Origin of the sequence: Flavobacterium chungangense LMG 26729 (assembly GCF_000735715.2) — a bacterium.
GTDB lineage: Bacteria > Bacteroidota > Bacteroidia > Flavobacteriales > Flavobacteriaceae > Flavobacterium > Flavobacterium chungangense.
On sequence record NZ_JASY01000008.1, the window covers coordinates 323,732 to 336,473 of the forward strand.

Genomic DNA, 12,742 nt, shown 5'->3' on the forward strand with positions numbered 1-12,742 from the left:
ACTATAAGTAAAATTTCATGAACCCAATTTTAAGTCAAAACCTATTTTTAGTAAAAGAACATGTCGGAATGTTTAAAGCCTCAAACAATTACGATATTTATAACCCTGAAAGCAACCAGATTATCATGAACTGCCGTGAGAACAATCTTGGCTTTTTTACAAAAATACTCCGTTTTACAGATTACAAAAGAGCAACTCCTTTCAATGTTGAAATCACTACAGCAAGTGGCGAAAAATTAATTTCAGTAAAACGTGGTATTGCAATCTTTCGATCTACTGTCGAAATATTTGATGAGAAAGACAGACTGATTGGAACCTTTAAACAAAAATTCTTTTCTATTGGAGGAAAATTTGAAATTTTAGACAAAAATGAAAAGCCTGTGGCAACGCTTCAGGGAAAATGGACCGGCTGGGATTTTAAATTTTCGCATGAAAACAAACAACTTGCTCAGGTAAACAAAAAGTGGGCAGGAATGGGTAAAGAGTTTTTTACCAGTGCTGATAATTATGTCCTGCAAATTGAAGAAGCAGTACCAGCTGATTCTCCGCTCAGACAATTAATCCTGGCAGCCGTAATGTGCATTGACATGGTTTTGAAGGAATAAACAAAAGCTGTTAAACTTAGATTAAGAAAATATAAAAGCATCATTTTGGTAAGCAAAAACTGTATTTTTGCAATACTCAACTGATGCTTTTTGCATTTCTAAAAAATAAACTCATGACTAATTTAAAAAATAAAAATGCCCTGATTACAGGAGCCGGAAAAGGAATTGGAAAAGCTATTGCCATTGCTCTGGCAAAAGAAGGTGTAAACGTAATTTTAGTTTCAAGAACACAACTGGATGTCGAGCAGCTGGCTGTTAAAATTGAAAATTTTGGAGTAAAATCATTGGCTCTGACTGCTGATGTGGCCGATATTAATTCAATTAACAAGGCAGTAGAGACAGCTTTATCAAAATTTAAAAGCATCGACATTTTAATCAATAATGCAGGAATTGCTTCTTTTGGGAAATTTCTGGAGTTAGAACCTGCCGAATGGGAAAAAATTATTCAGGTAAACTTAATGGGAACTTATTATACAACCCGTGCCGTTCTGCCAAATATGATCGAAAGACAAACAGGTGATATCATCAACATTTCTTCTACAGCGGGACTAAACGGAAATGCCCTGACAAGTGCCTATAGTGCATCTAAATTTGCTGTTTTGGGATTGACTGACTCCCTGATGCAGGAACTTAGAAAACACAATATTCGTGTTACAGCCTTAACACCAAGTACCGTAGCAACTGATATGGCAAAAGATTTAAACCTGACCGACGGCAATCCTGAAAAAGTGATGCAATCTGAAGATATTGCTGAGTTAATTATTGCACAACTGAAACTAAATCGTAGGGTGTTTATAAAAAACAGCAGTATTTGGTCTACAAATCCTTAAATTAAAATATAAATTCCAATCATTGCTATTACAAATTTCAATTCTTTTCCTTAACTTAAATGGAATTTGGCACATCACACTTACGGAATTTAAAAAACAAACAAAATGGAACAATATTTAAGACAATTGGTTTCAATTGCATTTACTGATAAAAAAGAAATCTTTACCGGATTTCTGATTGATTATTCGGATGACTGGATTTTACTTAAAAACAATCCAATCGATTTTATAGTTGATGGTTTTGTGATTTTAAAAAATAAAAATATAGAAGCAATCGAAAGAGATGAAGAACTGGTATTTAATGAAAAAGTGATTCGCCTTAAAGGGTTAAAAACAAATGCCGAAGACATTATTCCAATTAAGGATTTGAGTACCATACTGCATTATATCAACAACAAATATGGCATTTTCCAGATTGTAAAGAAATCCCCAAAATCGGTTTATTTAGGAAAATTGATAGAGATAAACGATGAAATTTTAACGATTGATTTTTTAGATATCAGAGGTCAATTTGGAGGAGAGCTTAATTTCAATCCCGATAAGATAAGGGTTATTGAATTTGATTCGGATTATATCAATTCTTTGAAATTGGTTTCGCAGGAAAACGAGAAATAATATTTTATAAATGCATAAAAAAAGTCCTTTTTCAAGGACTTTTTTAAATTTTATGTCATCTCAACGTAAGGAGAAATCACATCCGGGATTCGACAAAGATTGAAGCCAAACTTTACGGAGCTTCGTATGTGATTTCTCCTTACGTTGAGATGACAATATTCTGTGAATTAAGCTTCAGTTAACTTATTTAAAAACTTCAATCGAACACTACCGTCTTCATCGATTTTGGTTAAATTAATTTCCTGCAAAGTATTAACTAATTCGGGATTCCACGGTGTTTTTACTTTTACATAGTTTTCAGTAAAACCATGAATATAGCCTTCCTTATTTTCACTTTCGAATAAAACAGTCCTGTTAGATCCTAATTGACTTTCGTAAAAAGAGCGACGTTTTTTAACCGATAATCCACGCAGCATTTTACTTCGTTTTGCTCTTACATTAGAAGGAACAATCCCTGGCATATCAGCAGCTTCAGTATTATCTCTTTCAGAATAGGTAAAAACATGCAAATACGAAATATCCATTTCATTCAGAAAATGATACGTTTCTAAGAAATGTTCATCTGTTTCACCTGGAAACCCTACAATTACATCAACACCTATACAGGCATGCGGCATTACCTCGCGAATTTTATTGACACGCTCTGTATACACTTCACGCAAGTAACGACGTTTCATTAATTTTAAAATATCATTACTCCCGGATTGCAGTGGAATATGAAAATGGGGCACGAAAGTTCGGCTTTTAGAAACGAACTCAATAGTTTCATTTTTCAATAAATTCGGTTCGATAGAGGATATTCGCAAACGCTCGATTCCTTCTACTTTATCCAAAGCCTGCACTAAGTCCAGGAAAGTATGTTCGTGTTTTTTATTTCCAAACTCACCTTTGCCATAATCCCCAATATTGACACCGGTTAAAACAATTTCTTTTATGTTTTGTGCTGAAATCTCTTTGGCATTTTGCAATACATTTTCTAAAGCATCGCTTCTTGAAATTCCTCTCGCCAACGGAATTGTGCAATAGGTACATTTATAATCACAACCATCCTGAACTTTCAGGAAAGCACGGGTACGATCACCAATAGAATAACTTCCTACATAAAAATCAGCCTCGGCAATTTCGCAGGAATGAACCTCCCCCATGTCATTTTTGCTCAGGTCATGAATATAATCTGTAATTTTAAATTTTTCAGTAGCTCCCAAAACCAAATCGACGCCATCAACAGCTGCCAATTCCTCTGGTTTTAATTGTGCATAACAGCCCACAGCGGCAACAAAAGCCTTCTCATTAAGTTTCATAGCTTTTTTTACAACCTGTTTGAATTGCTTATCAGCATTTTCAGTTACAGAGCAAGTATTGATAACATAAATGTCTGCTACTTCTTCAAAATCAACTCTGTCGAAACCTTCATCATTAAAGTTTCTGGCAATAGTAGATGTTTCTGAAAAATTCAGTTTGCAGCCAAGCGTATAAAAAGCAACTTTTTTTCTATTTTCCATGAGAATACACTACATTTTAAGTAGTAAGATATTATATTTACATCTTTAATTAAAGAGTTTGCAAATTTACACACAAATTTCTTTAAAATAAAATCAATAATATATTATAAATCAACACATTGAACTAAACAGTCAATTATTTTGTTTAAATTAAAGTATTTTAATAAATTAGGATGGTGAAAAATGAATCGTTTTTTGATGCGAATCTTAAATTAAAATTTTAAAAAATGACAGAAAAAATCGACAAAAAGCAAATAAATCCGACTAAATACATAAAATAAGTTGTACAATTAAAATTTTCTTACATTTTTCTTTGCTGACATTAATATTAAACCTAAATTCACACATCGAAATTTGATAAAAAAATTAAATCTGAAACATAAGATTATTCGATTTACAACGTTTTAAAATTTTCAAAATATTTGATACAATGGGAAACGCCGAAAACCAATTTAGAGTAGGCAAACTTTAAAATTAAAAAAACATATGAAAGCATTTTTCCCCACGATCTGCTTAATTTTCTTAACGATTTTTAATACACAGGCACAGACAAATGCTCCTGCAGCAAGTGCAAACCCGTTTCCAACGATCAGCACCCTAACTACGTGGGCCAGTTTTAATTCTCAGCAAAAATTTGACATTGCCATTCGTGCCGTTGGATTTAAATTTGAAGTTAAAGAGCCAGGTGAAGGTTCTACAGCTTATACATATATAAGAAAGGTTGTTGTTAACGAAGTTAATTATACTGACAGAATTGTGTACAGAATTACAAACACGAACTCAGCAAGTATCATTTCATTGGTTACTGCCTCTACAGATTTGGTAAGTTTATATACTCCTCAGTTAGCAACTTTTAAGAATAATAATTGCAAAACCGAAATGTCTAAAGACAAAAATACAACCTGCAGCTGTTATGAAAGTGATAATTTTGCGATAGATCTTTGCGATGAGCGCGTAAAACTAACAATGGGTGACGGAAATAAATATTTTGTTTCTGTAGCTAAAAAATAATATTTCAAAATATTTTCTTTAATTGATTCCAAATCTTTACTGACTTTTAAGTATGTAAAGATTTGGAATTCATTTTTATATCAAGTTTGGAATTTTAAGTTCGTACCAAACTTCTAACTCCTCATCGAATTCGAAGGAATTTACAAAATGGAAACCTAGTTTCTCTAATATTTTTCTAGAACTTTCGTTTCCTGCATCGGCATAGGCATAAAGCGCTTCTACTTTCATTTCGTTAAAAGCATAATCAACAAAAGCTTTTCCTGCTTCGGTAGCATACCCTTTTCCCCAATGCTTTTCAATAAAACGATATCCTATTTCATAGAAATTCTTATTATTATTGATTTCAGTTGTGATGAATTTTATTCCCGACCAACCAATAAACGCTCCAGTTTCTTTTAGAATAACAGCCCAGCGACCGATTCCAAATTCTTTATATTGCTGTTGGATATTTTTAATTATATCAACACTTTGCTCAATAACTGTAACGGGTTTACTTCCCAAAAAAAGATGGACATTTGGATTTGAATCTAATTCAAACATTCCTTCTGCATCAGAGAGAAGCAATTCTCTCAAAATTAGACGTTCCGTTTCTATTTGTTTTCCCATTAAAAAACCTTATTAATTCAGAATATAACGCTGTACCACTTCAGCCACGCCATCATCATTATTTGATGCTACAATTACGTTTGCCCTATCGCGTAGTTCAGGCGTAACATTATCAACCCAAACTCCTAAACCGGCATATTCAATCATGGTTAAATCGTTACCTGCATTTCCAACTGCGATAATTTCGCTTTGATGAATGTTTAACTTTTCAGCAAGGAACTTTATACTTGCTGCCTTGTCAATTCCGTGTTGAGCAGCTTCCAGAAAAAAAGGTTTAGACATCGCAATACTTAAATGAGGCATTTCTGTTTTCAAATCTTTCTCTATTTCTTTTAAATAATCAGGATGTTCCAACAAAATACATTTTACTGCAGGTCTGCCTACATAATCTTTAAAACTGAAAACTTTATTATGAGGCAGTCCAGTAATTTCTTTTTCAATTTCTATATACTCGGAATCGGTTTCGCTTATAATTTCGCCATCCAGATAGGTAATAATATGGGTTTTCATTTTTACACTATAATCGTATAAATCATGAATTTGGGCAGTAGTTAAGCATTGCTCAAATAAAACAAGATCATCCTTTGCCTGGCTTATAACAGCACCATTAAATGAAATTATATAAGAATCATTTAAATCTAATTCTAGTTCCTTTGCATAAGCAGTCATAGCAGATGTTGGACGCCCGGAAGCCAAAACAACATAAACCCCTTTTGTCTGTGCCTCAAGAAGTACTTTTTTATTTAATTCCGAAATTTTATGATCGTCTGTCAACAAGGTATCATCCATGTCGAGTACTAACATTTTATATTGCATATTTAATATAATTAAAATCAGAATTAAATACTCATTCTAAACTTTTCAATTACCGGATTTGCTTTTGCAAAATCAGTCTCCTGAATGAAAATTTCAACAGCCAGATCTGTTCCTCCAAAACCTCCTAAACGCGCAGATTGAATATTATCTTTTTTTACTGTTTCTACTCCGGCTTCTTCCAATCTCTCCTGCAAAGCAATTGCTAATACTTCACTTCCTGAAAACGCTTTCATCAATCCCATGACATTTATTTTTTATTATTATTTTATTGTAAAATTATTTTTAGCTGATTTTGAAAATCATCATTATCATTCACACCAACATGTCCCTGATTTTTAAGTGGATAAAAATGATCGTTTGATTTTAAAAGCTTTTTTAACCGAACAGAATTATCAAAAGGAATTAGTTGATCGTCTGTTCCGTGAAAAATATAAACCGGTGCTTTTACTTTTGGTAAATACATGAAGGTATCCAGACGAAACTTCTTCATGAAATTAGGAAACAAGGGAACTTTCGTACTTGATAGTTCTGTAAAACTAAAATAAGGAGATTGCAGAATTAAAGCTTTTGGTTTATTTTCAGAAGCTAAAATTGTGGCCAGACCTGAACCGATCGAATAACCTGCAATGATAATTTTGTCTTCTGAATATCTTTGTTTTATTTTTTTATAGACTACCGTAACATCCTTATTTAACTGTTCTTCATTTTCTATTTCGCCTTCACTTTTCCCGAAACTTCGGTAATCCAAAATAAAAATATCATATCCTAATGAAGTATAAATTTTAGAAATACTTCCCCAGGTTTCAAGTGTTCCTGCATTTCCATGAAGATAAAAAACCAAACCTTTGGAATTCTCTGCTTTAAATAAAATTCCGTTAAGATTTACTCCATCAAAAGATTTAATGTTTATCTCTTCAAATTGACTTTGATATTCAAACTGATATTCTTTAGAAAGAGCAGCACTTTGAAAAACCATTCCAACCTGATTAAAATATACATAAGAAACAATAATTACATAAACGACAACAAAAAATACTGAAAGTACGATTGCTAAAAATTTAAATGTCTTTATGATTTCCATATAATTTCGAAACAGCTTATTCCTCTTCTATATCATCTTCCTCTTCATCAAGCTCCTCTTCACCCTCTTCATCCATATCAAAGAAATAAGGTTCCAACAGCATTTTATCTGCTAAAATTTCGATGCGTTCAGTTAAGGTTTCAGCAAAAATGATACGTTGAGTTTTTGCAATACTATTCGAAATACGCATGATTTTAGTTTCATTTCGTAATTTCAAAATTGGATCAGCATCGTCAAGAATAAACATTTTCAAACGATTTACATTATAACCTGCCGTAGTAAACATATCGCTTAACTTATTTGGTGTTCCAATTAAAACATCAATTCCCGTTGAAATATAATTTTTATCATAATCCATATCTCCCTTATCATGCACACCATATACTTCAAGATTAGTATACTTTCCGTATTTTTCGAAAAGAGCTTCCATAGCCAGCACTTTCTCCTTGTCTTCAACAATAATCAAAGCACGTGGTGATTCTTCTGTTTGCCCAGCCAATTGCTGAATTACATTCAATACAATTGTTGTCGATTTTCCAGTTCCTGCCGGAGAAATAACCATACAGTCCGCACCACTTTTGATTGTTGAAAAAGTTTCCATTTGCAATATATTTGCTTCTGTCAAACCATTTTCAATGAGTGCATCTTGTAGCTTTTCGTTTATTTTTTTTAGTTTCATTATTAATGATTAAAAGATTTAAAAATTAAAAAATTTCAGCTCAGGCCAAATTCTCAAATTTTTAAATCATTAAATTTATTTACTTGCAAACATTTTAACATCGGTTTCTGAGATTTCGTTTCCACCTAAAATAATAAGTCTCTCAACCACATTTCGAAGTTCACGAATATTTCCTGTCCAGTCATATTCCTGTAATAATTTTATGGCTTGCGCCGAAAACACTTTCAGGGCGTTCCCTTGTTCCGAAGCAATTTTCTCAGAAAAATGTTTAATCAGGGCCGGAATATCATCACGCCTGTCATTTAATGCGGGAACTTTAATTAAAATTACAGCCAGACGGTGGTACAAATCCTCACGGAAACGACCTTCTGCAATTTCTGTTTTTAAATCTTTATTGGTCGCTGCAACTACCCGAACATCCACTTTAATATCTTTTTCTGCTCCAACTCTGGTAATCATACTTTCTTGTAAAGCACGTAATACTTTGGCTTGCGCCGAGAGACTCATGTCACCAATTTCATCCAGGAAAATAGTTCCTTTGTCAGCTGCTTCAAACTTTCCGGCACGATCTTTCACGGCTGATGTAAAAGCACCTTTTACGTGACCAAATAATTCACTTTCAATCAATTCACTCGGAATCGCAGCACAATTTACTTCAATTAATGGAAAATTAGCACGTTCGCTCTTCTCGTGTAATTGATGGGCTACCAATTCTTTTCCTGTTCCGTTAGGTCCCGTAATTAAAACTCTGGCTTCAGTTGGAGCTACTTTATCAATCATTACTTTTATATGATTAATAGCTTCGCTTTCTCCCACCATTTCGTAGTTTTTACTGACCTTTTTCTTCAGAATTTTATTTTCAACAACGAGCTGTTTTTTATCTAAAGCATTTCGGACCGTATTTAGCAAACGATTTAAATCCGGTGGTTTCGAGATATAATCAAATGCGCCTAAACGCATTGTTTGAATCGCAGTTTCCATATCGCCGTGACCGGAAATCATCACCATCGGGATTTCAGGTTTGATCTTTTTTACCGCTTCTAAAACCTCAACACCGTCCATTTTTGGCATTTTGATATCACACAAAACCAAATCATAGTCATTGTTTTTTATTTTCTCAAGTCCGGTAACACCATCTTCTGCCTCTTCAACCTGATATGTATCATTTTCTTCTGATAAAATCTTTACCAAAACTCTTCTGATAGCTGCTTCGTCTTCTATAATTAGTATTTTACTCATATATTTTTAAGATTCTGAGATTCTAAGCTGCTAAGTTTCTAAGTTTTTTTCTGACAGCTAAAATCTTAGCGTCTCAGAACCTTAGTATCTTAGCGCCCTCAATTAATATTTAAGCCATCTGTACAATTCCTTCCATGTTGGTTTTTTACCATACATTAAAATCCCTACACGGTAAATTTTTGCAGCAAACCAAACCACAAAGAAAAAGGTTGCAAACAATAATGATACCGAAATTGCGATTTGCCACCAAGGCACGCCAAACGGAAGTCTCATTAACATAACAATTGGAGACGTTAGCGGAATCATTGAAAATACAACTGCCACAGTTCCGTGAGGGTCATTTACAACGGTAAAAAAACCGATATAAACACTCAAAATCAATGGCATCATGATAGGTAAAAGAAATTGCTGTGAATCCGTTTGATTGTCGACTGCTGCTCCAATTGCTGCATAAAAGGAACTATATAGAAAATAGCCTCCAATGAAATAAATCACAAAACCAATTAAGATGCTGGCAATTGGTAAATTCCATAATTCAGTTATATACATTTGCGCAGAGCCTGAGAGCTCGTGTTGTGCTGATTGCATTAATTCAGGAGAAATTCTAGCCGTTGGTCCAACATTTACTCCAAAAAATACCGATGCAGCAAACATCAATCCTAAACCAATTATAGCCCAGATTATAAATTGCAACAATCCTGCAAGCGAAGTCCCCACAATTTTACCGATCATCAATTGAAATGGCTTAACCGATGAAATGATAATTTCAATAATCCGGCTTGTTTTTTCTTCAATTACGCTTCTCATGACCATATTTCCATAAATGATAATGAACATCATGATTAAGTATCCGAAAGCACCTCCAATTCCGATTTTAATTTCGTTCAGGCCTTTTAAACTTTCTTCTCCGGAAGCTTTAACCAAATGAATATTAACTTTTGATTGTGCTTTTTGAATTGCCAAAGTATCCAGTTTGGCTTCTTCCAGATTTAGTTTCGTAATTTTATTACCAATGATATCCTGAGTGTTTTCTATAAAAGAAATACTGGGACTGCTATTAGAAATAAATTCAATTTTACTTTCTAAGTCTTTGTTTTCACTGGTTTTCGGAATAACGATTAATCCGCTGAAATTTTCTTTTGTAATACTGTCTTTTAAAGCTTTTACATCAATTTCAGATAAATTAAGATATTTAAATTCAGCACCCTTCTTATTTTCTTTTAAAAAATCTGCAACAAATAAGCCCGTTTCATCATGAATGGCAATTCGTTTGGTTTCAGCCTTCATTGAACTCAGATAGCCAATAAACCCCGCAATTGCTACAAACAATAACGGACTTAAAAAAGTCATGACAACAAAAGATTTATTACGCACTTTTGCAATAAATTCTCTTTTAATAATCAACGAAATGATGCTCATAAATATTTTAATTTTCAAATTCCAAATTCCAATTTAAAAGCTCTAATTCGGAATTTGAAATTTATTTTTTGAAATTTTATTTTTTATCTGTTACTGTCTGAATAAAAATATCGTTTATGCTTGGTATTTTTTCTACGAAATGAGTGACTTGTCCACGCTGCGTTAAGATGTTCAATAATTCATTTGGAGTTGCATTTCCAATTTGTATATTTAGTTTTAAATCATCATTCAGCGATTTAAAGTTTGCAGGAGAAACAGTAAACTTTTGTGTGATGTCATACATCAGACCTTCAACATTATTCGTTAAAATTCCGACTTCAAAACTGTTTGTTCTAAATTGACGTTTTACATCACCAACCTTGCCTTCGATTAATTTATTTGACTTATGGATCAAAGAAATATAATCACAAAGTTCTTCTACACTTTCCATTCGATGGGTAGAGAAAATAATTGTCGAACCTTGTTCTTTCAAAGCCAAAATTTCGTCTTTGATTACATTGGCATTTACAGGATCAAAACCTGAAAAAGGTTCATCTAAAATTAGTAATTTAGGTTTGTGCAAAACACAAACTACAAACTGAATTTTCTGTGCCATTCCTTTAGAAAGTTCCTGGATTTTCTTGTTCCACCATCCCTGAATTCCCAAACGATCGAACCAGTAGTCTAACTGTCGTTTAGCTTCAGCTTTCGAAAGTCCTTTCATTTGAGCCAGATACAAACACTGTTCACCCACCTTCATCGAACTGTACAAACCTCTTTCTTCAGGAAGATAACCAATAGTCTGCACATGTTTTGCCTGTAATTTTTCTCCATCCAGAATAATTTCACCGCTATCTGGCAGCGTGATTTGATTGATAATTCTGATTAAGGAAGTTTTTCCGGCTCCATTCGGACCTAATAATCCGTATATACTGCCTTTTGGCACATTTAATGAAACTTCGTTAAGCGCTACATAATCGCCGTATTGTTTTACGACTTTATGTACTTCGAGTAAGTTGCTCATGCTGTTTTCAGGATTTTCTGCGTCAGTTTGACCATTATGTTTTTGCGACTGTAAAAGTAAATAATTCGGAGCGAATCTAAGCGTTAATACATAAAAAACCCATTCTAAAATTTACATTAGAATGGGTTTGGATTTATTTCTACATTTAAAAAGAAGCTTAGATTATGAAAACATATCTTTTACTTTTTCAAAAAATGATTTTTCTGATTTCTCAGGACTTGGAATAAAATGTTCGTCATTTAAAGCATTTTCAAAAAATTGTTTTTGCTCTTTATTTAACGTTTTTGGTGTCCAGACATTTACGTGAACCAATAAATCCCCGTTTCCATAACCGTTGATACTTGGAATACCTTTTCCTTTTAATCTTAAGATTTTTCCGGACTGAATTCCTTCTTCAAGTTTAATACGAACTTTTCCGTTAATTGCTTCGATATCTTTAGACACGCCTAAAACAGCTTCAGGAAAACTTATGTATAAATCATAGTGAATATTTTCTCCTTCACGTTTTAACAATTCGTGCTCAATTTCTTCAATTGCAACAATTAAGTCACCCGGAATACTATTACCGGGAGCATCATTTCCTTTATTAGAAACTTTCAACTGCATTCCATCAACTACTCCGGCAGGAATTTTGATTGATACCGTTTCATCTTCCTGAACCATTCCTTGCGAATCTGCTTCAGAAGGTTTTTTATCTAAAATCTGACCAGAACCACCACAAGCAGGGCATGTTGATGCAGATTGCATTCGTCCTAAGATAGTGTTAGTTACACGCATTACTTGTCCTTGACCATTACAAGTCGAACAAGTTTTGTAGGTAACCCCTTTAGCCTGAACTTTACGTTTTACTTTTACTTTTTTCTCAACACCATTTGCAATTTCTTCTAAAGTTAGTTTTACTTTAATTCGAAGATTGCTTCCTTTAGCACGACGAGGACCACCTCCGCCACCACCAAATCCACCAAATCCACCACCAAAAATATCCCCAAACTGGCTGAAAATGTCATCCATATTCATACCGCCATGACCACCGCCAAATCCGCCGGAACCGTCAAATGCCTGATGCCCGTATTGATCGTATTTCGCTTTTTTCTGAGGATCACTTAAAACTTCATAAGCTTCTGCTGCCAATTTGAAGTTTTCTTCTGCCTCTTTGTCGCCCGGATTTTTATCAGGGTGATATTTTAGCGCACTTTTTCTGTATGCTTTTTTAATTTCGGCAGCATCGGCACTTTTTGAAATGCCAAGTATTTCGTAAAAATCTTTTTTCATAATTAAGGTTAAATTCCAAATCTTAAAATTCCAAAAGCCAATTTTAAAACTAGCGTTTGAAACT

At 33.6% G+C, this 12,742-nt stretch carries 14 protein-coding genes; 4 read left to right on the forward strand and 10 right to left on the reverse strand.

The features are described 5' to 3' along the window. Window positions 1–17 precede the first annotated feature (17 nt). The 3 genes from JE46_RS15325 to JE46_RS15335 all read left to right on the forward strand — a co-directional run bounded on the left by JE46_RS15325 (window position 18) and on the right by JE46_RS15335 (window position 2,050). Window positions 18–605, forward strand: coding sequence for an LURP-one-related/scramblase family protein (locus JE46_RS15325; RefSeq protein ID WP_031456161.1), 588 nt, complete (start codon window positions 18–20; stop codon window positions 603–605). A gap of 113 nt (window positions 606–718) precedes the next feature. Then, window positions 719–1,435 (forward strand): 3-ketoacyl-ACP reductase, encoded by a 717-nt coding sequence (locus tag JE46_RS15330; protein WP_031456162.1) that lies wholly within the window; start codon window positions 719–721, stop codon window positions 1,433–1,435. A 105-nt stretch (window positions 1,436–1,540) separates the two neighbouring features. Next, the gene (locus tag JE46_RS15335; RefSeq protein WP_031456163.1) at window positions 1,541–2,050 is read left to right on the forward strand and encodes a hypothetical protein; all 510 of its coding nucleotides are present in this window, start codon (window positions 1,541–1,543) and stop codon (window positions 2,048–2,050) included. A gap of 167 nt (window positions 2,051–2,217) precedes the next feature. Here the strand turns inward: JE46_RS15335 and mtaB are convergent, their stop codons facing one another. After that, complete coding sequence (gene mtaB / locus JE46_RS15340) at window positions 2,218–3,552, reverse strand: tRNA (N(6)-L-threonylcarbamoyladenosine(37)-C(2))-methylthiotransferase MtaB (protein WP_031456164.1); 1,335 nt, start codon at window positions 3,550–3,552, stop codon at window positions 2,218–2,220. A gap of 486 nt (window positions 3,553–4,038) precedes the next feature. Between mtaB and JE46_RS15345 the strand changes: the two genes are divergently transcribed. Continuing rightward, window positions 4,039–4,563 (forward strand): hypothetical protein, encoded by a 525-nt coding sequence (locus tag JE46_RS15345; protein WP_031456165.1) that lies wholly within the window; start codon window positions 4,039–4,041, stop codon window positions 4,561–4,563. A gap of 75 nt (window positions 4,564–4,638) precedes the next feature. On the opposite strand, the gene JE46_RS15350 is transcribed toward JE46_RS15345, so the two are convergent. From JE46_RS15350 to dnaJ, 9 genes are all read right to left on the reverse strand, one after another. Continuing rightward, complete coding sequence (locus tag JE46_RS15350; RefSeq protein ID WP_031456166.1) at window positions 4,639–5,169, reverse strand: GNAT family N-acetyltransferase; 531 nt, start codon at window positions 5,167–5,169, stop codon at window positions 4,639–4,641. 12 nt (window positions 5,170–5,181) lie between these two features. Beyond that, on the reverse strand, window positions 5,182–5,973 hold the full coding sequence (locus JE46_RS15355; protein ID WP_236010785.1) for a Cof-type HAD-IIB family hydrolase: 792 nt from the start codon (window positions 5,971–5,973) through the stop codon (window positions 5,182–5,184). A 35-nt stretch (window positions 5,974–6,008) separates the two neighbouring features. Next, a complete protein-coding gene (locus JE46_RS15360) occupies window positions 6,009–6,227 on the reverse strand; it encodes a putative signal transducing protein (RefSeq protein WP_031456168.1) in 219 nt (72 codons plus the stop codon). Window positions 6,228–6,250: 23 nt separating this feature from the next. After that, the gene (locus JE46_RS15365; RefSeq protein ID WP_031456169.1) at window positions 6,251–7,066 is read right to left on the reverse strand and encodes an alpha/beta hydrolase; all 816 of its coding nucleotides are present in this window, start codon (window positions 7,064–7,066) and stop codon (window positions 6,251–6,253) included. 16 nt (window positions 7,067–7,082) lie between these two features. Further along, the gene (locus JE46_RS15370; RefSeq protein ID WP_031456170.1) at window positions 7,083–7,745 is read right to left on the reverse strand and encodes a DEAD/DEAH box helicase; all 663 of its coding nucleotides are present in this window, start codon (window positions 7,743–7,745) and stop codon (window positions 7,083–7,085) included. Between the two features lie 75 nt (window positions 7,746–7,820). Further along, window positions 7,821–8,984 (reverse strand): sigma-54-dependent transcriptional regulator, encoded by a 1,164-nt coding sequence (locus JE46_RS15375; RefSeq protein ID WP_031456171.1) that lies wholly within the window; start codon window positions 8,982–8,984, stop codon window positions 7,821–7,823. Window positions 8,985–9,086: 102 nt separating this feature from the next. Further along, window positions 9,087–10,403 (reverse strand): ABC transporter permease, encoded by a 1,317-nt coding sequence (locus tag JE46_RS15380; RefSeq protein WP_031456172.1) that lies wholly within the window; start codon window positions 10,401–10,403, stop codon window positions 9,087–9,089. 76 nt (window positions 10,404–10,479) lie between these two features. After that, window positions 10,480–11,406, reverse strand: a complete 927-nt coding sequence (locus JE46_RS15385) for an ABC transporter ATP-binding protein (RefSeq protein ID WP_031456173.1) — start codon at window positions 11,404–11,406, stop codon at window positions 10,480–10,482. Window positions 11,407–11,568: 162 nt separating this feature from the next. Continuing rightward, window positions 11,569–12,678 carry a molecular chaperone DnaJ gene (gene dnaJ / locus JE46_RS15390; protein ID WP_031456174.1) on the reverse strand — a complete coding sequence of 370 codons (1,110 nt, stop codon included), beginning with the start codon at window positions 12,676–12,678 and terminating at the stop codon, window positions 11,569–11,571. Between the last annotated feature and the right edge of the window lie 64 nt (window positions 12,679–12,742).